Consider the following 22,329-nt stretch of genomic DNA (forward strand, 5'->3'; position numbering starts at 1 on the left):
ACTTATTGCTTATGCTCCATTATCCCTACATTAATCCTGTTGCGTTTTCACTAGGCCCCATCCAAGTACATTGGTACGGTTTAATGTACCTCATTGGTTTTGTTAGTGCCTGGCTTCTGGCTCATTGGCGCATGAAGCATTATAAATTGGATTGGAATTCCGACCAAATTAGTGATTTGATTTTTTATGCCGCCCTGGGAGTCATCATTGGTGGTCGTGTCGGCTACATGCTTTTTTACGATTTCCCCGTATTAATCCAGAGCCCTTTATCCTTATTTAAAATTTGGGAAGGAGGCATGTCATTCCATGGGGGGTTATTAGGTGTCATTGCGGCTTTATGGCTGTTTGCACGCAAATACAAACGTCCCTTTTGGGAGGTAGGTGATTTTATTGCGCCCTTAGTTCCTATCGGTCTAGGTGCTGGGCGTATTGGTAACTTTATTAATGGCGAACTTTGGGGACGAGTGACTGATGTTCCTTGGGGTATGGTCTATAGCCATGTTGATGAGCAACCCCGCCACCCCTCAGAAATTTATGAATTTGGTTTAGAGGGCATTGGTTTATTTATCTTAGTCTGGTGCTATGCCAGCAAGCCTCGCCCTGTGGGACGCGTATCTGCGGTATTTCTTATTGGCTATGCCGTATGTCGGATTATTGCGGAATTTTTCCGTCAACCGGACCCACAATTAGGTTATCTTGCATTTGGATGGTTGACTATGGGTCAAATTTTATCCGTGCCTATGATATTATTGGGTCTTTGGTTATGGTGGCGAACTGAACGATGAAAACTTACTTGCAATTATTAGAGCATATTTTACAACACGGAACTGAAAAAACAGACCGTACGGGTACTGGAACTTTATCCGTCTTTGGCTATCAAATGCGTTTTGATTTACGCCAAGGTTTTCCTTTAGTCACCACCAAAAAACTACATACGCGTAGCATTGTGCATGAGTTGCTCTGGTTTTTAAAAGGAGATACCAATATTGCCTACCTGAAAGAAAATGGCGTCTCTATTTGGGATGAATGGGCAGATAGTAATGGTGATTTAGGTCCAGTCTATGGCAAGCAATGGCGTAGCTGGCCCACAGCAGATGGTCGTCATATCGACCAACTCAGCGAAGTACTGGAGCAGATCAAAAAGAATCCTGATTCCCGCCGTCTAATTGTCAGTGCTTGGAACGTAGGGGAACTTGAACACATGGCATTAATGCCCTGTCATGCCCTATTCCAATTTTATGTAGCCAACAACACCCTGTCATGCCAATTATACCAGCGTTCCGCGGATGTTTTTTTAGGCGTACCCTTTAATATTGCTTCCTACGCGCTGCTTACACACATGGTGGCAGAACAATGTGGGCTGGAGGTAGGCGAGTTTATTTGGACAGGTGGTGATTGCCATTTGTATTTAAACCATTTGGAGCAAGCACGTACTCAATTAAGCAGGGAGCCATTCCCTTTGGCTCAGTTGCGTATCAAGCGCAAAGCAAGTTCCTTGTTTGATTATGCTTATGAAGATTTTGAGTTTATTGATTACCAATCTCATCCAGCAATTAAAGCGCCTATTGCAGTTTAATCGTTACCTCATTATCGTCGGTTTCATTGCAAGCTCTGCTCAAAGAAAAGCCTGGAGAAGAATGAGTGCTTCTCGCAGGCGATTGATCTGGCGTTTTGATACCTAATGAAAAACCTGGAGAGGAAGGCGTACGACGATGTTGTGCGCGAGAATCTATCGGCGTATTTATCCCCAAAGAAAAGCCTGGAGAAGAATGAGTGCTTCCAGTTCCTACCGATTTTTTAGTTGGCGTCCTGGCAAGAGAATAAGCGTCATCATCTTCTTCTTTCTCTGTTCCCTGCGGCTCAGCAGAGACGGTTGTGTTTATACCCAAAGTTCCTAGCGCACCACTTATGTTGAGATACGCATCTGAGGCAGGAATACTAGGGCTAGAATTTTTCGCAGGCAGGATAGGCTCTGCTTCCGAAGGGATTGTTGAGCTTCCACAACAAAAAATTTTTTTTAAAATTTCGAATATATTCATAAAAATAATCCTCTAAGATAAGACAGATAACGTAGCTCCCAAGAACTAAATTACCTTAAGCGCATGGAAAAATTCTTGATTAATATCATTAACCTTATTTTGGCCTTGAGGCGTATTAAAAAAGCCATGCCCACGAAACAATAAAGAAGCACCTACCGCCAGTAACCCAAGGCCAGTTAACGCAATAATAATATTCGCCAAGATTACTTTTGAATAATGGCGATGGGTAGACATTAATGCATCTTGAGAATGTAGCTTTTTATGAAACTGCGCGGCAAAAACGTCCTTATTTTCTTCAGACGAAAAGGTAAAATAACTTTCTAAATCATTAGCCAATTCTATAGCCAAGTGCATCGCCGCTTTTGCTTTTTCAGGACATGCGGATTTTAACCCTAAGCCATAAGCATGCATGGCCTTAATGCTGATCAGTAAATTTGTTAGTTTTTTAGGCGCCTGCCACGTATCAAAATCATAATTCTCCATTTCTTCTTGGTTAAGCTGTAGACCTGGAGTAGTTTCTAAATGTGTAGAAGCAGAATCTATATTTATAGAGTCTTGCTCAAGCTCTAATTCTTTAGGGGGCAAGGTGATTGTTGGAGTCGATTCTTGCTCATCCTGAGAATCCACCTCCACCAACTCATTGGGCATGGGAACCGCCCAGGCGGTTAAATGGACCTCTGGAAATGCTTTGCAAAATGCTGCAGCTGCGTCTCTAGTAAAAGCTCCCCATTGGGCAAAAGACTTATTATCGGGAGCCACGGGCCAGCCGCTAACATGAAATTCCAATGCATGCCCTTGATAGGAAACCGGTAAGTTAGCAATATTTTTGGCTAAATTACTCATCAAGACATAATAAGCAATAATACGAGCATCAAGTTCTTTCACCTTTTTCGCATCATTCTCATCATATACGATAGTTGGAAAGTCTTCATCTAACTGAGCAAGATATGTAGTAAATGCCTTATTAATTTGCGCAGCAGCCTCTGCTCGATTTATATCCTCTGCAGTGTACTTTTTTACATTTCTGTATACATTATGTATAAATTCCTTGGTGTTAACTATAGGTTCAAAGTTTACCTGTTTTCTTTTTTCTCTTTTTGATAGCATAAATTCAATAAATAGCGTTAATTAAAAACGCGGAGTGTACTTTATATGTTTTCTAATTAAAAGCACAAAGAAAAAAATATGGGCACAAATAATAATTGTAAAATCAATATGGTTATAAATAGCCACACTTGACCTCAATGAGTTCAGCTCTTAGGCTTTTGAGAACATCTCACCGAGCACCATGAGAAGGCTAATAGGTTAAAGCTTCCTGCAACTAGACCCACTTTAAAATTAATGGTGGTTTATGAGCAGTTGCTAAAGTGGGGGTTGCAGGCCAGCCCAGAATAATGGGCGCGACCGCCGTCATATTTTCAGGTACGTTTAACTCCTTTTTCCATTCAGGTAAATTTAATGCAGGAACGGAAAAACCTATAACACAGGAGGCAAGGCCAAAAGTAAGCGCTGAAAGCATTAAATTTTCGGCAGCCAACCAACAATCTGCACTCACAAACTCGCCCTTAAAGGTACTGTAGATAACGATTAAAGCAGGCGCATTGTAAAAAATATTGAATTCCTTTTGTTGCACCACATGCAAAATGTGTTCTTCTTGTAAGTCTTTATGCTCTCTGGAGCTGGTTAGCAACTTAGCACTATCTGAAATACGATCTAATAAGGACTTATCTTGGATTACTGCAAATGCTCGCGATTCCTCATGAAGGGCTGAAGGGGCATGGGCTGCTGCATCCAGGAGTTGATTAATAATCTCTGCATCAACTTTTTGAGGCAAATAATTACGCACTGCTCTACGATTATAGATAGCATCCATCACATCCATTTTGTTGCGCTTTATTGATTCTGCCCTTTCCATGCTCGGCTCCTTTAGCTTTTTCTAAATTATAGCATATCGAAGAAAACGCGATGTTAGAGCCTATATTGAAACCGCATGGTTAAATTATTTTACTACGCGGGGAATAGTGCAAAGATTGCCCTAGCCAAGGTTAACTTTACAAGCAAGGATTGCTCTAATAAGATGGATACGAATATGATTAGCAATGGAGTTGAACATGTCGTTTTCGATGTATGATCTTACCGTCCCAGTGATGCTACGCAATTTGGGTATCCTCTCTGAATATATGGATAAGGCTGCTGCTTATGCGGTTGAAAAAAAAATTGAGCCTTCGGTATTAATTAATGCCCGTCTGGCGCCTGACATGTTCCCCTTAGCGGGGCAAATCCAACGTTTTAGCGATAATTGTAAAGGTGGGGTTGCCAAACTAGCAGACATACCGACTCCACGCTTTCCCGATACGGAAGCAACTTTCGGGGAATTAAAAGAGCGTCTTACGAAAACTGCTAATTTTTTGCAGGATATTAAGCCTGAACTGCTAAATGGGGATGTTAACCGTCTTATAGAAATTAAAGTTCACCAGGAAACCATTTCCCTCAGCGCCCGTACCTACCTACTGTCAATGGTGCTCCCTAATATATTTTTCCATCTCACAACTACCCACAATATTTTGCGTCATTGTGGGATGAACGTGGGAAAAATGGATTATTTAGGCTACGCAAACTAAGGGGCAACTCGTAAACCCAGGTGTCATCCTTAGTATCAGGATAATATTCAGGATGACGTACCAGCAAAATAAGTACGAATACTATCAGGCAAGGGCACGGATTTATTTTTTGTGTAGTCAACCCATACAACCTTGCAACTGCCTTGAGCCATTAATACTTCATTTTGATATAAATCATGATCCATCATCATGCTGGAATTACCCATATTATATATTCTAGAGCGCAAAACCACGGTTGCCGGATACACCACTGGCTTCAAATAGGTACATGCAACCTGTACAACTACCGGCCCCATTTGTTCCGTCATCTTTATATTAAGCTCGCGCAGCCATTCAATACGAGCCTCCTGAAAATAATCGAAATAACGTGCATTATTTACATGCCCTAAAGCATCCATATCACCCCATGCAATAGAAAAAGTTTTTTCGTGTACGGTAATTTTATTTTCAGTCATGATAAATCCATAGGATCAACATCCACATTCCAGCGGATGCCATTGGTTAATTTATTTATTGTTAACCACTCTCGCAATTGTGTCAAAGAACTCTTTAATACTTTTCGTGTTGATGACTTAATCAATAATTGCATGCGGTATTGATTGGCCTTACGCGGTAAAGGCGCCGGTGCAGGACCCATAATGGTCAATGGATAATTGAGCATTTGCTCCTTCGCTGCATGCAAAAATTTTAATACATTATTGGAGACCTTCCCTTGGGCACGAATTACCGCCAGATAATGATAAGGTGGAAGTTGTGCTTGCTGACGGGTTTTGAGTAAGGCATCAGCAAAAGGATCATAGCCTTGCTGAATCAATAAATTCAGTAAAGGATGATCCGGTAAATGCGTCTGGATGAGTACCTGCCCCGCGTGTTCGGCTCGCCCGGCACGTCCAGATACCTGGGTGAGTAATTGGCCTAGTTGTTCTAGAGCACGAAAATCTTGGTTGTATAATCCGGAATCTGCATCCAATACAACCACTAAAGAAAGGCGCGGGAAATGATGCCCTTTGGCCAGCATTTGCGTACCGACAATGAGCTGCGCGTCACCACGCTGGATCATATCCAGATGCTCATCTAAAGCGTTTTTTTTACGCACCGCATCACGGTCGATGCGCACCACCTGCGTTTCTGGAAAATAGGCACTTAAAAATTCATGTACCCGTTGTGTTCCCGCCCCCACCGGAATCAACTCATGGCTTTGGCAACTCCGGCATTGGTCAGGGGTGCGTTGCGTCAATCCACAATGGTGACAAATCATTTGGCCTGCATGCTTATGTAGGGTTAAATGACTATCACAGGCGCGACAATCCACCATCCACCCACATTGATGGCATAATAAAACCGGAGCAAAGCCCCGACGATTAATAAACACTAAAACCTGATTTTGCTGTTGTAGATGTTCTCTAATCACATGCAGTGTCGGCGTGGCTAAACCATGTTGTAAGGTTTGTGCTCGCAGATCAATCAACTGATAATGCAGCGGGGTTGCCGACAGCGCTTTATGGGTCAAACGTAAACGCTGATATTTATTCTGATTGCCATTGTACACACTTTCTAAGCTTGGGGTTGCAGAGCCTAAAATAATGGGGATATTCGCCAAATGCGCGCGCATAAGTGCGGTATCACGTGCGGAATAACGTACACCTTCCATTTGTTTTAATGAGGCATCGTGCTCTTCGTCAATCACGATTAAGCCTAATTTAGGCATGGGGGTAAAAATGGCAGCGCGCGTACCAATAACCATTTGCACTTTATTTTCTTTAGCTAATTGCCAGGCAACTTGCCGCTCCGTCTCATTTAAATTCGAATGAATTACCGTAATGGGCTCATTAAAACGTGCGGTAAATCGAGCGAGTAATTGGGGGGTTAAGCCAATTTCAGGGACTAACACTAACACTTGCCTACCTTGTGCTAAAACCTGCGCAATTATCTGTAAATATACCTCCGTTTTACCGCTGCCAGTAACCCCTTGCAATAAAAAACATTGATAATGATGTAGCTGCTCACTCACGGCAGCAACGGCAACAGCTTGCTCAGGATTTAGCGGCAGCGGCGGCGATGGTGGCGTATTCTTTCGAGCCGGCAAGATATCCTGTTGGGATAAAACCAATACCCCTCCGGCCAATAAATTATGTAGTTGGCTTGAAGTAAACCCCTGCTGCACCAGCAACTGCTTGCTTACCGGCTCCGTTTGCATGGCAAGGAAATCTACTAACTCCAATTGTTTACGCGCACGTGCGGGTACTATTTTTTTTGCCGCTTCAACTTCGAGCGCTAATTGGTAAAAATCCCCTTGAGGTAGGTGACAGGTCTGGCCTAAACGATATTTTTTAGGTAAGGCTAAAGGCAATACTTCCGATAAGGCGGATTGATAATAGGTTCCTATCCAGGTACATAAAGTCAATAAATCGTCTTGGAGCAACGGTTCATTGTCAATCACCTCACTAATGCTTTTTAACGGCGTAGTTATTTCTGTTAGTTCAAGTTTGCCTATCACTATCCCCAAGCGTTTCTGCTGGCGAAAAGGTACCCATACCCGCCCGCCTATGCAGGGACTAAGCCCTTCTTCGGCTTCATAATCAAAAAAATCTCGGCTGGTATGAGGAATACAAACCTGATAAACCGTTTTCATGCCGGCCTATGCCATTCATGGCTTGCAGATTGCCCGGGAGCAGAAAATACCTTCACCACCACTTTATCAATGCGATGACGGTCTAACTCCTCTGTCTCTTTAATTAATTCATTCACAAACCAACGGGATAATTCTTCTACCGTAATATTGGTTACGGGTAATAAGGTCACATCTTCTTTTAAAAAAGGGATTTTCTTATGATTAAATGTAAAATAATAATACTCTTCATCTTCAGCGTATTCTAAAAAAGGCGAAAATTGCGGCATCAAAAAAGTTTGGTTCAAATGGCGGCATAATTTATGAATGCGCTCTTTGTAATAGCGATAGTCAAAGGTCATGCCATTTTCTTCAACCCAGGTTGTTAGCGCAAGATATACACCATACATATGACCATGCAAAGGTTCTCGCTCAGTAGCAGAGAAAATAGTAGTATGTCCTGCTGAAAACTTCATTGATTCTTTCTGTAACTCGACCGTAGTCAGGTATTTTTTTATCTTCATAAACTCACTCGTTTATCTAATAGTTGGAACCCAATTAAATCGATGTCCATATCCTTATTTAAGGCAATTACTTTAAACAACTCTCCCATCTCACTAGGTAAGGTCAACTGTTTTATCGCTTGCTTTGCTTTGACTTGTTCTACTTCATTATCCAATGTATTAATTAAGCCCAGCAACCCGTTTGCCAGCAAAAAAGAAGCTTGGTCCGTATAACCTGCAACATGAAACCCTGCCTGTTGTGCTGCCTCCGCTACATGCGTAAAGTCTACGTGCGCCGTAATATCCTGATCTCCTGGGTGCAGCAAAGGATCAGGATGACTTTGGTGTTGGTAATGACACATTAATGTTCCTTGACGGCGGTCCGCATGATAATACTCATGACGCGGAAAACCATAATCAATTAATAACACAATCCCCTGATTCAAGCTGCGGTAAATATTTAAGATCCAATCATCAATAAACAGATTCACCTCAGAAAGATAAGGCAACGTTTCTATGGTTAATCGTTGCTGGATATAATCGCGTAGCTGTGTATTAGCGCAGGGTTTAAATACTTCTTTTAATTGTTGCTGCTCATCTAGAATAACATAACTTTCGCAAAGGCCTTCGTCGCTAAGCATAAAACGATGCACCGGCATGGCATCCAAAACTTCATTAGCCAAAACAACCCCGTTAAATGGGGTTTCCGGCCATTGTTCTAACCAAATCACTTTATCAGCCAAATGGGGAATTTTTTCTTCGATACGCTCTGCCTGTCGATAACGTAAATTGGCACTCACTTCCAAAATATAATAATGTTCCGGCAAGCAATTAAGTGTTTCCAAATGGGCCAATAAAGCCACGCAAAGCGCCCCACTGCCAGCACCAAACTCAAGAATCTTAGGCGATGCTAAACTCCGTATAACTTGCTGACATTGGTTCGCCAGGGTTTGCCCAAAAAGCGGGGTTAATTCTGGAGCAGTGATAAAATCACCATGTTTACCTAATTTTTGTAAACCAGAACTGTAATAACCCTCTCCCGGCGCATACAAGGCCAATTGCATGAATTCCACAAAAGGAAGCGCCTGACCGTCACGAAGCAGTGCTTGTAATGTTTGTTGTATACTCATAACTTTATAATAATTTCGTTAAATACTGCCAATTATTTTTGACATTTTTCTAGAGTGGGGAACATACATTGAATCCAATAAACAAACAAGCAGCAAAAGTAGCTTTAGTCACTGGAGGAGCCCGGCGTATTGGTGCCGCCATTGTGAAAAAACTACATGGCGCGGGGTACAACGTAGCAATTCACTGCCGTTTTGCCTTGGCCGAAGCGCAACAGCTTGCAGACCAATTAAATGAGCAACGTCCAGATAGTGCCCTGGTTTTACAAAAAGAATTAACCGAAGCTCAGGCAGCTCCAGATCTTATAGCAGCAATTAATGGCTGGGCAGGACAATTACATGTACTGGTGAATAATGCCTCTGCGTTTATACGTACTGATTGTCATCAAAATGAAGAGCAGAATTGGGATCTCCTTTTTAATGCGAATGTGAAAGCACCTTTTTTGTTAAGTCTTGCTGCTCGGCCACTATTAGCCAAACACTCTGGAGTGATTATCAATATTACCGATATTCATGCGGAAAAACCGCTTTCCGGCTACTCAGTTTATTGCCAAACAAAAGCAGCTTTGGAAATGCAGACAAAAAGCCTGGCGCGTGAACTTGCCCCAGAAATCCGAGTTAATGCCGTAGCCCCGGGTTCAATTGCCTGGCCAGAAAACGAAAATAGTTTAAGCCTGGAAATACAGCAGCAAATTATTGCGGAAACACCATTAAAACGACATGGGGCTCCGGAATTTATTGCCCAGGCCGTATTGGCGTTAGTGGAGAATCCGTTTATTACTGGACAGATTGTGCGCGTTGATGGGGGTCGAAGTTTGCATTAATTGTTTTACATAGGTTGCAGATTGGGTCCATGGCTCAACAAAAGCATCGAGCTACACCCGCACTCAATGTTGGGCCATAGGCCCAACCTACAAGTCATAAGAACGGCTTATCAGATATGCTCGATAAACACTTCAATCTTCTTCAAAGAATCCAATTGATAAAAGCGCGTCAACCAATCAGTATCCAAATTTTTCCCAAAATAATACCGCACTAAAGACTTACTCTGTAAAATAGCCTTAAACTCATCTTCTAATGCCGCTAAATCCTGTAAATGCGTCATAAATAAATTAGCCTTTTCCGCACCACTCACATTAATTGCGCGCTGCTCCAATAATTCCTGATACAACCAAGGCCGTCCACTGCCAGCACGAGCAATCATAAATGCATCACAGGCACTAAATTCCACAGCCTGCTGTAAACTAGCAATAGACCCTATATCCCCATTAGCAATTACCGGAATTTTTAACGCCTGCTTAATTTGCGCAATTTGCTGAAAATTAACGGCCACATCATAATCATCTACCCAACGTCGGCCATGCACAATTAGCGCATCAGCTCCGGCTGCTTCAATTTTTTGCGCCAAAATTATATCATCCGGAGAATCTTGGATACGAATTTTAACCGTCAGCGGGATCGTAATGGCGGCGCGTACACTCTTCACGATACGTTCTAAAAGCTCAGGAGTTTCTAATAATGCGCTGCCAGCCCCTTTTTTACGAATCTTCGGCTTAGGGCAGCCACAGTTAATATCTATTAGATCCGCACCATAAGCCTGTAATCGTTCAGCCGCTTGCGCCAAAATGGCTGGTTCTGTTCCTGAGATTTGATAGGCCAAGCGCTGTTCTTGCGGCGCACGATAAATATAACGTGAGTTTGTAGTATGACGATGCACCACATCCATTGCTGAACTCATTTCCGTTACACAGTATGCTGGGGCAGTATATCGATTAAATAAGGTTCTAAATGGCGCACAACTATACCCTGCCAATGGCCCCTGAATTAAACGGTGAGGTAGAGTAAGTGAGCCTATTTGCAAAGGACTATTAATAAAAGCGTGCATCAAATTAATTCAAAGCTATAATGACAATAATTTTAACATTATTCAGCAAAAAATCGAACTAACCAGGAATATGTATTAACTATGGACAAACATTATTTATCCCCCTTGGAATTACTCAATATTGCGACTCAACATGCTTATGCTGCAGATAACCTGTTACAACAACTCGACTATGAGGCCATAGGCTCCCATAGAGCCTTATTTGTGCTTACGCCAATTACCTCCTTAATGTATCATGCCTTTCAATTAACCCTAAAAGCATATTGCCTGCATGAGCAACGCCCTATTAAAGAATATAAAAAACTAATGGAGTTAGTCGAATTAAACAGCCATTTAGGCTTTTCTCGCCAAGAAATTGATCTACTTAAAACGCTATCTAGGCAACAAGCCTTTCACAAAGGCTCAGAATATAATCTCTGGGAAAATCAGCAACAGCAGCATGTCTTTTGTGAAGAAATTATTTCTTTGTATCAACGATTACAATTAATGATGCCTTTAGAATTGCATCCCGATTACCAATAGCGAAGTGAGCTTGATGCATGCCGCATAAGCAAGGGATTTTCAGGGCTGGAAAAAACTTGATTATGGGACACTGCATCAAGCTACTTCTTGTAACCTCTTGGCATCACTTAAATTTCACGTTAGGATTAAGTTTTTTAAACCTCGATAGGTATCGCCATGGAGCAAGTAGAAGACCATACAATTATCAATTCGGTACAACAACAAATAGCGCAGCTACGCCAGCATCTTAATGCGCAAATTTTGGGGCAAGAAGGCTTAATTTCCCGTTTGTTGATTGCCTTACTTGCAGATGGCCATCTATTGGTAGAGGGTGCTCCTGGTTTAGCAAAAACCCGTGCGGTTAAAGAGTTATCTGATGGGGTTGAAGGCGACTTTCATCGCATTCAGTTTACCCCTGATTTATTACCGGGCGATTTGACCGGAACTGATGTTTATCATCCGCAAAATGGCTCCTTTGTATTTCAACCAGGCCCCATATTTCATCACCTCTTGTTGGCTGATGAAATAAACCGTGCGCCTGCCAAAGTACAATCGGCCTTACTGGAGGCGATGGCTGAGCGACAAGTAACTATTGGTGGTAAAACCTACCCTCTACCTGAGTTATTTCTGGTGATGGCAACGCAAAACCCGATTGAGCAAGAGGGAACCTATCCCTTACCTGAAGCGCAATTAGACCGTTTCTTAATGTATGTAAAGATTGGCTATCCAGATGCCAAAGTGGAACAAGATATTTTAGCACTATCACGCCGAGAAGCACTCGGTGCTGCAATGGCTACGCCAAAGGCAGCATTTCCAAAGTTACCCCAAGCTACCTTATTTGAAGCCCGTAAACAAGTGCTTAAAGTGCACACCAGTGACGCATTAGAGAATTACCTGGTGCAACTAGTGGTTGCCACCCGTAACCCTGGCATATACGATGAAGAATTAGGCCGCTGGTTGCGTTTTGGTGCAAGCCCTCGCGCCACTATTGCTCTGGATCGTTGCTCGAAAGCGCATGCCTGGCTAGCGGGTCGTGATTACGTCACGCCTGATGATATTCATGTGATTGCGCATGATGTGTTGCGCCATCGTATTTTATTAAGTTTTGAAGCAGAAGCTGAAGGAATCAGTAGTGATGACTTTATTGATTCTCTATTACGGTTAGTCGCTGTTCCGTAACATGAGGTTTTTATGGCTGATGGAGTTATTGCAGAATTAAATGAATTGATAGACTTGCGCCGTTATGCGCAGTCAATTCACTATCGCCCCGAAGGACGAGCTATTCGTTCGGGTAATCATCTGTCCAAATTACGTGGTCGCGGCATGGACTTTGCCGAGGTACGCAATTATCAAGCTGGTGATGAAATTCGTCACATGGAGTGGCGCGTTACGGCCCGTACAGGCAGGCCTCATGTTAAAATCTATCAGGAAGAACGCGAACGTCCCGTAGTGATCCTTGCTGATTTTAACCCCTCTATGATTTTTGGTACCCGCGTCGCCTTCAAGTCAGTCGTTGCCGCCCGCTTAGCCGCCATGGTGGCCTGGACAGTTATTAAACAAGGCGATCGCGTAGGCGGAGTCTTCTTCTCGGCTACAGAGCACAGCGAATTTATTCCGCGGGGACGCGATTCAGGGGTGCTCCCTATGCTCGCCGCTCTAAGCCAGTACACCGAGCAAACGGAAGCTCAGCGTACAGCCGCCCCCACCTTGCTAAGTGATGCACTCCTACGATTGCGCCGTGTCGTGCGGCCAGGAAGTATCTTGGTGTTGATCAGCGACTTTTATACGATGGATGGGGAATGTGAAAAGCATTTGAACCGTTTACGCAGTCATAATGATATTCTCGCCTACCACATTTGTGACCGCGTGGAATTAGCATCGCCTAAGCCACAACAATATGCCATCACGAATGGACAGCAAGAATTGCTATTTGATACACGCGTACGCTCCGTAAATGAGGCCTATCAACAGTATTGTCAACGAAGAATAAATCAATTGCAGGAGCAATTTAAACGCTTACATATTCAATACGTACAGACCACCGCAGATCTTGATATAACGCAACTGGTACGCCGTACTTTTCCCAGGAGGTCTCGTGGCTAATCAAAACGATCCTTTAGCGCAGCTTAAAGACATCCATTTGCCTGATGCCATTGGCTGGTGGCCCCTTGCACCAGGATGGTATGCGGTTATGCTCTTGAGTGTGCTACTTCTTTTGATATTGGCTTTCTACCTGCGGCGGCGTTGGCGTTATGCCTTAGCTAAAAAGCAAGCCTTAGTCTTATTAGCCGCGTACCAGGAAAGCTATGAGAAAGAACATAATGCGCCCATAAGTAGCGCGCAAATTTCGGAATTGTTGCGCCGAGTCGCCTTAGTCTATTACCCACGAGCTGAAGTTGCGAGCTTATATGGTGATGCTTGGCTGCAGTTTTTAAAGCAAACCAGCAAGGGTATAGATTTTGATAGCGTACGCACACTGCTATTAGATGCGCCTTTTAAAGCAGCCGATACACGCATCGATTTGCGTCCATTGTTTGACCATGCCAAGCAGTGGATTAAACAACGGGGGATACCATGTTCACATTAGCCAATCCCTGGGTATTATTACTCCTTCCCTTACCCTTATTATTTTGGCTAATCATGCCCAAGGCTAAGCTTCATCTGCCTACAGCCTTAAACGTACCCTTCTTTGGAGTAATGGCAGGAATTGCTGGCCAAGAACAACGCTCACTTAGCGCCCAATCCTCTTTAGCAATCCCAGCCCTTATCTGGCTATTACTCGTCTTTGCTTTATCAGGGCCCCGCTGGATAGGCGAGCCCAAACCGATAGAACGGGAAAGTTATAACATTATGCTGGCCCTGGATTTATCAGGTAGCATGGAAATACCAGATATGATATTAAATGGACGTCCAGCCAGCCGCCTTAATGTGGTCAAAAATGCCGCGGAGCAATTTGTTCAAGCACGAACCGGAGACAAAATCGGTCTTATTTTATTTGGCAGTAACGCCTATTTGCAAACCCCTTTAACTTATGACCGGCAAACCGTTTTGTTGCGCCTTATTGATGCAACCGTGGGCTTAGCGGGAAAAACTACCTCCATAGGAGATGCGATTGGTTTAGCAGTCAAACGCTTGGAGCGAGTACCGCAACAAGGGCGAGTCCTTATTCTCTTAACCGATGGCGCGAATAATTCTGGAGTTCTGGAACCACTCAAAGCGGCTGAATTGGCCAAAGATGAGGGAATAAAAATATATACCATTGGCTTAGGCGCTGCGGCCGATCCTCGAGCGCTAACCAATGCCTTTCTGATGCAAAATGCTTCCGCAGATTTAGATGAGGACACCTTAAAAGCAATTTCAGCAATGACAGGCGGACGTTATTTTCGCGCTACGGATATAGAAACCTTACATACAATCTATGAAACCATTAACCAATTAGAAAAAGTAGCTCAGGAGCAAACAACCATCCGACCACAAAAAGACTATTATCCCTGGTTTGTTGGCTTAGCTCTTTTGCTCTGCCTCTATTGGCTGGCAAGTAAAGCCGATTTGCGCATCAAAGCATCTGCAATGGCAGTAGATCAGGAGACTCTTAAAGTATGATTACTGATTTTCACTTTTTAAGACCCTGGTGGTTACTTATGATTCTCCCTTTATTAGGATTTGCCTTTGCTAGTTGGCGGCGACGCCCGAAACTACACGCTTGGGCTGAAATTTGCGACCCTCACCTGCTTAACCATTTATTGCAAAAGAAAGGACAAGGACGACGCATGGGGGCAATTCTTTGCTTATTGCTTAGCCTTCTCTTTATGATTGTAAGTATGGCAGGACCCGCATGGCATAAGTTACCCGTGCCCACCTATAAGCCTATACAGCCACGTGTCTTAGTATTGGATATGTCGGATAATATGATGGAAGAGGATTTAAGTCCTAATCGTCTAAGCCGTGCCAAATTTAAGCTACGCGATTTATTTTCCCGTAAAGACATTGGCCAATTTGGTTTAGTTGCCTTTACTAGCGAACCCTTCGTGGTTTCCCCGCTGACGGATGATGGTCAGACCATTAGCTCATTATTATCTTCATTAACTCCTGACATTATGCCTGTAACTGGCAATAATTTAGAAAGCGCGGTTGCCGAAGCAAGCTTATTAATTAAACAAGCAGGTTATAATCATGGGCAAATTCTCGTGCTTACTGCAGACTCGCCCTCGACAGATGCAATCGCTGAGGTTAAAAAATTAGCGGCAGCCGGAATTTTTACCTCCATTATGCCAATTAGAGCAGATACTAATTTAAATCCATTGTTTCAGCGTTTTGCTGACGCAGGAAATGGTCAATTATTAAAGTATACTGCGGACAGTAGTAATTTGGAGCAGTGGATAGATACTAGCGCGCAAAAACAATTTGCCTTGAGTAAAGAGGATGATATTCCATTATGGCGGGATGAGGGGCGTTGGTTTTTAATCCCCGCTTTATTGCTACTGCTACCAGTATTTCAACGTGGCTGGCTACAAAGGATCGTTGTATGATGCGCTATTTAATCTTCTTATTTACTTCCTGTTTGTCTTTAGCGGCCCAAGCCTGGCAATGGCAAGACCTATGGTCTACTCCAGATCAGCAAGGGCAGGAATTGATGAGTCAGCAGCAATATAAAGAAGCAGGTGCTACCTTTAAACGAAATGACTGGGCAGCCGCAGCAGCTTATCGTGCTGGGGATTACCAGAAAGCCAGCGAGCTCTATCAAAAACAGCAGGACGAGCAAGGCTTTTATAACGAAGGTAATGCCTTAGCTCACATAGGTAAATATAAAGAGGCAATTGCCGCTTATGATAAAGCCTTAGCCAAAAATCCTAAAAATCAGGATGCCATTGATAATCGTAAGTTGCTTGAAAAGCTATTACAGCAGCAGAAGCAAGACCAGCAGAAGCAAGACCAGCAAAAGCAGGACCAGCAGAAGCAAGACCAGCAGAAGCAGGACCAGCAGAAGCAGGATCAGCAGAAGCAGGACCAGCAGAAGCAGGATCAGCAGAAGCAGGACCAGCAGAAGCAGGACCAGCAGAAGCAGGACCAGCAGAAGCAGGACCAGCAGAAGCAGGACCAACAGAAGCAGGATCAGCAGAAGCAGGACCAGCAGAAGCAGGACCAGCAGAAGCAGGACCAGCAGAAGCAGGACCAGCAGAAGCAGGATCAGCAGAAGCAGGATCAGCAGAAGCAGGATCAGCAAAGCCAAACTAAGAAAGATAATAAGGATGATCAAGAAAAAAAACAGGCTAAAGAACAATGGTTACGCTTAATTCCTGATGATCCTGGGGGCTTACTACGAGAAAAGTTTTTACGTGACCACTTAAGAAGAGAACGTGGATGGTATCAATGAAAAAATTAATAATTATTAGCTTTTTTTATTTAGTTAATACCTTGGCGCATGCCGAAATACAAATTCAAATCGATCCTCCCGAGATCAGCCAAGGCGAATCATTTCGCTTATTATTAACCCAACCCAGTTTGCAATCAGCCAATGGCATCCCTGATTTAACGCCCCTACGCAAAGATTTTATTATTTTAGGTACCGAACGTAGCGTTAATTACTCTGTTATCAATGGGCAAACCCAAGCCTCTAGCACCTGGATTATCAATCTAAAGGCGCGAAAAATCGGTCCGGTAACCATCCCCGCTATAAAAATGGGAGGGGAGCAAAGCAGTCCGCTAACAATTAATATTTCACCTCAGGACACATCTGTACAAAATAGCAATGATGATCAACAACAAGATATCTTTTTAACTACCGAAGTTAATGAAAAGAAACCCTACCTCAATCAACAAATTACCTACAAAGTGCGCTTATATAATTCCAAGCAGCTTTTAGATGCCAGCTATCAAGGACCGAAGGTAGACAATGCGCTACTTATTCCTTTGGGTAATGAAAAACGTTATCAGACTCAAAAAAATAACGTTACCTATCTGGTTGAAGAGCAAAGTTATGCTATTTTTCCGCAAAAAAGTGGTCCATTAACAATCACCTCACCTGCGTTTACCGCGCTGATTTATGGCTTTGATCCTCAACGCATTAAAGCAAGTTCGAAAGATATCACCTTGGACGTCCAACCGATTCCCCCTCAATTTAGCGGGCAGAGCTGGCTACCGGCGAAGCAAATCCAGTTGAGTGACAGCTATGAAAATTCTGGCCAAACCATAGACCAAGGCAGCACTTTAGTACGTACCATTACACTAGAGGGAGTTGGCATTCCTGCGCAATTATTACCGAACCTTCATTTCGCAGACTCCGATGCCTTCAAGGTTTATCCTGAAAAAGGAAAAGAAAAAAATCAGGTGAACCAAGGTGAAATCGTTAGCCGCTCAGAAATTAAGGTAACGTATTTATTTAATAAAAGCGGTAAAATAACCATTCCTGAACTAAAACTACCTTGGTTTAATACTGTAACCGGCAAAGAAGAAATTGCCGTTTTAGCACCACGCAGTATTGAGGTTGTGCCATCGAAAACCACCATTTCCAAAACATCTTCACCTAACCAGGATAAGGCTCTTGCACCACAAAGTATCGCGGAAGCTGTAGCAGCCCCATCGGGTTCTGCAACAACTAACAATTGGGGTTGGATTATTGCGGCTCTATTTGCCCTAGCATGGTTGCTTACTTTAAGCTTATGGGCATGGCAACGACGCAGCCATGCTCCAGGAAAAAAAGCTTATAAGCGTGCATTGCAAAACCTCCATGACGCTTGCCACCAAAATAACCCTCACCGTTGTCGTGATGCATTATTGAAATGGGCAAATTTACATTGGCCCGATGCAGTAATACTAAATTTAACCGACTTAATACGTCTCTCAACCGATATGCAGTTTAAAAAGCAAGTGCACGTTTTATCACAAGCCTTATATCAAGAGAATGAAAAGGGGGCATGGCATGGAGACGAATTATGGCGCAGCGTGACCAACTTAAAAGGGACCTATGCTGCTCCTAAAAATAAAGAAAATAAAGCCTCCAGTTTGCCGCCAATGAATCCTGCTTAAAAAGCAGGCTATGATGAGCGAAGAAACGCAAAGATAATTTGCATAAGGAAGAACAGAAGAATAATTGCGGGGATCAAAAAGGTGCTCCCTTTGTTAATTGGCTTTGCCCCCGCATTAACATTCACACTAAAATCTCCAAAAGTTTGGGTGTCATAAAAAGTATCTTTATCAACAACAATAGCCTGGGGCGGTAATTGTTCTGATTCCGTTTTAATACGTGTTGTTTTCTTAACCGCTGTACCAATAGCTAAAAATTCAATTAAGCCATTACCGAGCTGATACACATAAGTTTTAACACCAACAACATCATCCGCCCCAATAGCCCGTGCTTCATCGTTAATAAGTGCCAGAGCATTCTCACGAGCTGCATAAATCATCCGAGTTAATTCATTAATTTCACCTCTGAAGATGGATTTCAAAGCCGAAGTAATACCGCCAACTACCCCAAGCGAATAAACCGAAGTTCCTAATAATAACTTCATTGGCGCATAACCTATACGTGCCATATTCCACATCTCAATATTAGTCATATCACTGGTTATCACCTCATTATTAGCATCCGTAAACAACTGAGGATGATGCGAGGCGGTGCCGATCATTAGCATTTCATTAACTCCCCCGAAAGGAAGTACGGTCGTCTTAATTCCTAATACAGCATTTGCTTGATGTTGCCGGGCATGAGCAATAATACGACTTAAAGCCAAATGCCTGGTTTTATTAAAAATATCAGAATATTCTTTAATTTCTCCGCGGCCTAAGGTTTTTAACCCACCTAAAAGACCACGGCCAATCCCCATGGAATAAGCCACGTTACCAAAAGCAAAACAAATAGGACGATATCCAGCATCAAGCTGTGCATATAGTTCTTGGCCATCGGCGGATGTAGTAAATTTTGCTTTATTCGCATCATTGCATGCATGAATTACCGAGCCTATAGATAAAAACTCAACATTAGCACCATGAAAAATAAGCTGGCTGGTAATACCTGTAATCCCTGTTGCATGGTTAGCTTCTGCTTCTTGGAGCATACGTTGAAAGGCTGTTTCTCGTCCCTCTTCAATAAGCGAGGTAATCTGTTGTAACTCCCCACCTAACATCGCTTTAAAGCCAGAACCAATACTGCCAAGAAAGCCTAATGAATGGACACTATTACCAACAACTATAGAGCCGGGGGCATAATTTTTCAGATGCAGACAAAATATTTCATTTCCTGATAAGCCGGTAGTAATGGCCATAATACCAATTCCTAAATGTTATTATTCATATATAAGTGTAGCTGGATATTAATTTTTGGATTTTAAAATAAAATAATCGCGCACAGGCAAGAGGTCCATTTCTTGCATGGAACACATTTGGCGATAGATTCTGGTTGTGCAAAAAGGGTAAATACCTAACTTAATGACAGCGATGACATGAATTCCCCTTTCATTCTCAACTAATAAGACTACAGGCTACGTTTTGTTGTAAAAAAAGTGTATAATTGCTCATTTTGTTACACAATTAATGACCAGATTATGAATCTTGAAAAATTATATGATGTTATTGTCGTAGGCGGTGGCCATGCCGGCACAGAGGCAGCTCTCGCTGCTGCGCGGATGGGAGCTCAAACCTTATTGCTAACCCATAATATGGATTTATTGGGACAAATGTCTTGTAACCCCGCGATTGGAGGTATTGGCAAAGGGCATTTGGTAAAAGAAATTGATGCCCTTGATGGAGCCATGGCTAAAGCAGCAGACCGAGCCGGTATCCAATTTCGTACCTTAAATGCATCCAAAGGGCCAGCGGTACGCGCGACTCGTGCCCAGGCGGATCGGGTTTTATATCGCCAGGCCATTCGTGAACAATTGCAATCACAACCGAACCTGACTCTATTTCAGCAAGCAGTTGATGATTTGGTTATTGAAGGTGGACAAGTAACTGGAGTAGTAACTCAAATGGGTTACACCTTACGTGCACGTGCCGTTGTATTGACAGTTGGAACCTTCTTAGGTGGCAAAATCCACGTAGGCATGAGTCAATATGCAGGTGGCCGTGCTGGTGATCCTCCAGCAATAGCCTTAGCGCACAGCTTGCGTGATCTGGATTTACCTGTAGGTCGCTTAAAAACGGGAACGCCACCACGTATTGACCGTCGCTCTCTTGATTACAGTCAAATGACTGAGCAACCTGGTGATACGCCATTACCAGTGTTTTCTTATATGGGTAGCTTAAGCGATCATCCACAACAGGTTTCTTGCCATATTACGCATACAACTGAAGCAACCCATGAAATTATTCGCAACAATCTACATCAATCACCGATGTATGCCGGTGTCATTGAAGGTGTGGGACCACGTTATTGCCCGTCCATCGAAGATAAGATTGTCCGTTTTGCAGATAAATTATCACATCAAATTTTCGTAGAACCTGAAGGGTTAACCACTGAAGAAATTTATCCTAATGGCATATCCACCAGCCTTCCTTTTGACGTGCAGGTGCAATTTGTGCGTACCATCAAAGGCTTTGAAAATGCGCATATCACTCGACCAGGTTATGCCATCGAGTATGATTACTTTGACCCACGGGGCTTAACTTCATTCTTGCAAACCAAGCCCATTGCCAACCTATTCTTTGCTGGGCAGATTAATGGAACTACAGGCTATGAAGAAGCCGCAGCGCAAGGCATCATCGCCGGGATGAATGCAGCTTTGCTGGTACAAGAAAAAGAATTATGGTGTCCGCGTCGTGATGAAGCTTACATTGGGGTATTAATTGACGACTTAATTACCTGCGGTACTCAAGAACCCTACCGTATGTTTACCTCACGCGCAGAGTATCGCTTGCTCCTGCGCGAAGATAATGCTGATTTACGTTTAACCGCTAAAGGTCGAGAATTAGGCATGGTCGGCGATGCGCGCTGGCACCATTTTTCTGCCAAACGCGAAGCCATCGAATCAACTCAAGCATTATTACATAATTCCTGGGTACGGGTGGCGCACAACGATCTATTTAAGGATGTGCTGCAAAACCCAATGCAACATGATAATCGGGCGTCTGAATTTATTAAACGACCAGAAATAACTTATCAACATTTATTAATGCTTGAAGAGCTGGGCTTACCCGAGCTACCCGCAGAAGTCAGTGAGCAAATAGAAATCCAAAATAAATATGCAGGGTATATTGAACGACAGCAGCAAGACATTGAAAAAATGCGGAAACATGAAAATACCGTATTACCTGAATCGCTTAATTATACCGAAGTTGTGGGATTGTCAGCAGAAGTAGTACAAAAATTATCGAAGATAAAGCCCACATCTTTAGCTCAGGCCGGCCGTATTTCGGGAGTAACTCCGGCAGCCTTATCCCTACTACTCGTACACTTAAAGAAACAACGGATTGAGGCATGAGCGAAGATTTAACAATTAAACATTTGCTTGAACAAGGGTTGAGGCAATTCGGTCTTGAAGCAATTAGTGCCCCCTTATTAGAGTATTTATTCTTACTTAAAAAGTGGAATTTAGCGTATAATTTGACCGCTGTTCGCGATCTGGAGTCCATGGTTAACAAACATCTCTTAGATAGTCTGGGTATTGTGCCTTGGGTACACGGCGAGCGTATTATTGATGTAGGTACTGGGCCAGGATTGCCAGGAATTCCTCTGGCCATTACGCATCCAGAAAAAAGTTTTGTTTTATTGGACTCCAATGGTAAGAAAACGCGCTTCCTTAACGAGGTAAAGCGACAGCTTGATTTGAAAAACGTGGAAATTGTACAAATTCGAGTCGAAAACTACCACCCGGCTCAAGGTTTTGATACAGTTATAAGCCGAGCGTTTAGCAGCCTTGCGCAAATGATTCACTGGACAGAGCATCTCGTAGCCAAAGATGGAATATGGTTGGCAATGAAAGGACGTTATCCAGATGCCGAACTCCAAGAAGTAGAGCAAAACTGCAAAGTAGAACACTATACTGTTGAAGGTGTTGAGGGTGAACGCTGCTGCGTGCTTATCGAAAACACAAAATCAAGGAACTAATATC

General features: G+C 43.1%; 23 protein-coding genes. 14 read left to right on the plus strand and 9 right to left on the minus strand.

Annotation, left to right across the window (positions count from 1 at the left end; all coding sequences use genetic code 11):
* Window positions 1-11 precede the first annotated feature (11 nt).
* The gene (gene lgt / locus BN3124_RS06975; protein WP_058534079.1) at window positions 12-785 is read left to right on the plus strand and encodes a prolipoprotein diacylglyceryl transferase; all 774 of its coding nucleotides are present in this window, start codon (window positions 12-14) and stop codon (window positions 783-785) included.
* Entirely contained in the window at window positions 782-1,576 is a 795-nt protein-coding gene (thyA, locus tag BN3124_RS06980; RefSeq protein ID WP_058534080.1) for a thymidylate synthase, read from the plus strand. The genes lgt and thyA overlap by 4 nt, the downstream gene beginning before the upstream one ends.
* On the opposite strand, the gene BN3124_RS06985 is transcribed toward thyA, so the two are convergent.
* The 3 genes from BN3124_RS06985 to BN3124_RS06995 form a co-directional block, all read right to left on the minus strand.
* The gene (locus tag BN3124_RS06985) at window positions 1,563-2,039 is read right to left on the minus strand and encodes a hypothetical protein (protein WP_058534081.1); all 477 of its coding nucleotides are present in this window, start codon (window positions 2,037-2,039) and stop codon (window positions 1,563-1,565) included. The two genes, thyA and BN3124_RS06985, sit on opposite strands and share 14 nt — an antisense overlap.
* A 45-nt stretch (window positions 2,040-2,084) precedes the next feature.
* The gene (locus BN3124_RS06990; protein WP_058534082.1) at window positions 2,085-3,146 is read right to left on the minus strand and encodes a hypothetical protein; all 1,062 of its coding nucleotides are present in this window, start codon (window positions 3,144-3,146) and stop codon (window positions 2,085-2,087) included.
* Between the two features lie 214 nt (window positions 3,147-3,360).
* Entirely contained in the window at window positions 3,361-3,954 is a 594-nt protein-coding gene (locus BN3124_RS06995; protein WP_058534083.1) for a nitroreductase family protein, read from the minus strand.
* A gap of 196 nt (window positions 3,955-4,150) precedes the next feature.
* Here BN3124_RS06995 and BN3124_RS07000 point away from each other — a divergent pair, with 196 nt between their 5' ends.
* Window positions 4,151-4,660: a DUF1993 domain-containing protein gene (locus tag BN3124_RS07000; protein ID WP_058534084.1), complete on the plus strand. Its 510-nt coding sequence runs from the start codon at window positions 4,151-4,153 to the stop codon at window positions 4,658-4,660.
* 47 nt (window positions 4,661-4,707) lie between these two features.
* Here the strand turns inward: BN3124_RS07000 and BN3124_RS07005 are convergent, their stop codons facing one another.
* The 4 genes from BN3124_RS07005 to BN3124_RS07020 are packed head-to-tail and all read right to left on the minus strand — an operon-like array spanning window position 4,708 to window position 8,901.
* A complete protein-coding gene (locus BN3124_RS07005) occupies window positions 4,708-5,115 on the minus strand; it encodes an acyl-CoA thioesterase (RefSeq protein ID WP_058534085.1) in 408 nt (135 codons plus the stop codon).
* Window positions 5,112-7,292, minus strand: a complete 2,181-nt coding sequence (locus BN3124_RS07010) for a primosomal protein N' (protein WP_058534086.1) — start codon at window positions 7,290-7,292, stop codon at window positions 5,112-5,114. Before BN3124_RS07010 ends, BN3124_RS07005 begins: the two co-directional genes overlap by 4 nt.
* Entirely contained in the window at window positions 7,289-7,792 is a 504-nt protein-coding gene (locus BN3124_RS07015) for a 6-pyruvoyl trahydropterin synthase family protein (RefSeq protein ID WP_058534087.1), read from the minus strand. Before BN3124_RS07015 ends, BN3124_RS07010 begins: the two co-directional genes overlap by 4 nt.
* Window positions 7,789-8,901 (minus strand): class I SAM-dependent methyltransferase, encoded by a 1,113-nt coding sequence (locus tag BN3124_RS07020; protein WP_058534088.1) that lies wholly within the window; start codon window positions 8,899-8,901, stop codon window positions 7,789-7,791. Before BN3124_RS07020 ends, BN3124_RS07015 begins: the two co-directional genes overlap by 4 nt.
* Window positions 8,902-8,969: 68 nt before the next feature.
* Here BN3124_RS07020 and BN3124_RS07025 point away from each other — a divergent pair, with 68 nt between their 5' ends.
* Entirely contained in the window at window positions 8,970-9,722 is a 753-nt protein-coding gene (locus BN3124_RS07025) for a pteridine reductase (protein ID WP_058534089.1), read from the plus strand.
* A gap of 110 nt (window positions 9,723-9,832) precedes the next feature.
* On the opposite strand, the gene BN3124_RS07030 is transcribed toward BN3124_RS07025, so the two are convergent.
* Window positions 9,833-10,783 (minus strand): tRNA dihydrouridine synthase, encoded by a 951-nt coding sequence (locus BN3124_RS07030; RefSeq protein ID WP_058534090.1) that lies wholly within the window; start codon window positions 10,781-10,783, stop codon window positions 9,833-9,835.
* A gap of 81 nt (window positions 10,784-10,864) precedes the next feature.
* Here BN3124_RS07030 and BN3124_RS07035 point away from each other — a divergent pair, with 81 nt between their 5' ends.
* The 8 genes from BN3124_RS07035 to BN3124_RS07070 all read left to right on the plus strand — a co-directional run bounded on the left by BN3124_RS07035 (window position 10,865) and on the right by BN3124_RS07070 (window position 18,310).
* Window positions 10,865-11,305 carry a hypothetical protein gene (locus BN3124_RS07035; protein WP_058534091.1) on the plus strand — a complete coding sequence of 147 codons (441 nt, stop codon included), beginning with the start codon at window positions 10,865-10,867 and terminating at the stop codon, window positions 11,303-11,305.
* 156 nt (window positions 11,306-11,461) lie between these two features.
* On the plus strand, window positions 11,462-12,463 hold the full coding sequence (locus tag BN3124_RS07040; protein WP_058534092.1) for an AAA family ATPase: 1,002 nt from the start codon (window positions 11,462-11,464) through the stop codon (window positions 12,461-12,463).
* A gap of 12 nt (window positions 12,464-12,475) precedes the next feature.
* Window positions 12,476-13,387: a DUF58 domain-containing protein gene (locus tag BN3124_RS07045; protein ID WP_058534093.1), complete on the plus strand. Its 912-nt coding sequence runs from the start codon at window positions 12,476-12,478 to the stop codon at window positions 13,385-13,387.
* The gene (locus tag BN3124_RS07050; RefSeq protein WP_058534094.1) at window positions 13,380-13,871 is read left to right on the plus strand and encodes a DUF4381 domain-containing protein; all 492 of its coding nucleotides are present in this window, start codon (window positions 13,380-13,382) and stop codon (window positions 13,869-13,871) included. The genes BN3124_RS07045 and BN3124_RS07050 overlap by 8 nt, the downstream gene beginning before the upstream one ends.
* A complete protein-coding gene (locus BN3124_RS07055) occupies window positions 13,859-14,887 on the plus strand; it encodes a VWA domain-containing protein (RefSeq protein WP_058534095.1) in 1,029 nt (342 codons plus the stop codon). The genes BN3124_RS07050 and BN3124_RS07055 overlap by 13 nt, the downstream gene beginning before the upstream one ends.
* Entirely contained in the window at window positions 14,884-15,813 is a 930-nt protein-coding gene (locus BN3124_RS07060) for a VWA domain-containing protein (protein ID WP_058534096.1), read from the plus strand. The genes BN3124_RS07055 and BN3124_RS07060 overlap by 4 nt, the downstream gene beginning before the upstream one ends.
* Window positions 15,810-16,658, plus strand: a complete 849-nt coding sequence (locus tag BN3124_RS07065) for a tetratricopeptide repeat protein (protein WP_058534097.1) — start codon at window positions 15,810-15,812, stop codon at window positions 16,656-16,658. Before BN3124_RS07060 ends, BN3124_RS07065 begins: the two co-directional genes overlap by 4 nt.
* Window positions 16,655-18,310: a BatD family protein gene (locus BN3124_RS07070; RefSeq protein WP_058534098.1), complete on the plus strand. Its 1,656-nt coding sequence runs from the start codon at window positions 16,655-16,657 to the stop codon at window positions 18,308-18,310. Before BN3124_RS07065 ends, BN3124_RS07070 begins: the two co-directional genes overlap by 4 nt.
* Before the next feature lie 8 nt (window positions 18,311-18,318).
* On the opposite strand, the gene BN3124_RS07075 is transcribed toward BN3124_RS07070, so the two are convergent.
* Complete coding sequence (locus BN3124_RS07075; RefSeq protein ID WP_058534099.1) at window positions 18,319-19,545, minus strand: heavy metal-binding domain-containing protein; 1,227 nt, start codon at window positions 19,543-19,545, stop codon at window positions 18,319-18,321.
* A 279-nt stretch (window positions 19,546-19,824) separates the two neighbouring features.
* Here BN3124_RS07075 and mnmG point away from each other — a divergent pair, with 279 nt between their 5' ends.
* Window positions 19,825-21,699, plus strand: a complete 1,875-nt coding sequence (gene mnmG, locus BN3124_RS07080) for a tRNA uridine-5-carboxymethylaminomethyl(34) synthesis enzyme MnmG (RefSeq protein ID WP_058534100.1) — start codon at window positions 19,825-19,827, stop codon at window positions 21,697-21,699.
* A complete protein-coding gene (gene rsmG, locus BN3124_RS07085) occupies window positions 21,696-22,325 on the plus strand; it encodes a 16S rRNA (guanine(527)-N(7))-methyltransferase RsmG (protein ID WP_058534101.1) in 630 nt (209 codons plus the stop codon). Before mnmG ends, rsmG begins: the two co-directional genes overlap by 4 nt.
* Window positions 22,326-22,329: the final 4 nt, after the last annotated feature.

This window comes from Legionella saoudiensis (genome assembly GCF_001465875.1).
Classification (GTDB): domain Bacteria; phylum Pseudomonadota; class Gammaproteobacteria; order Legionellales; family Legionellaceae; genus Legionella; species Legionella saoudiensis.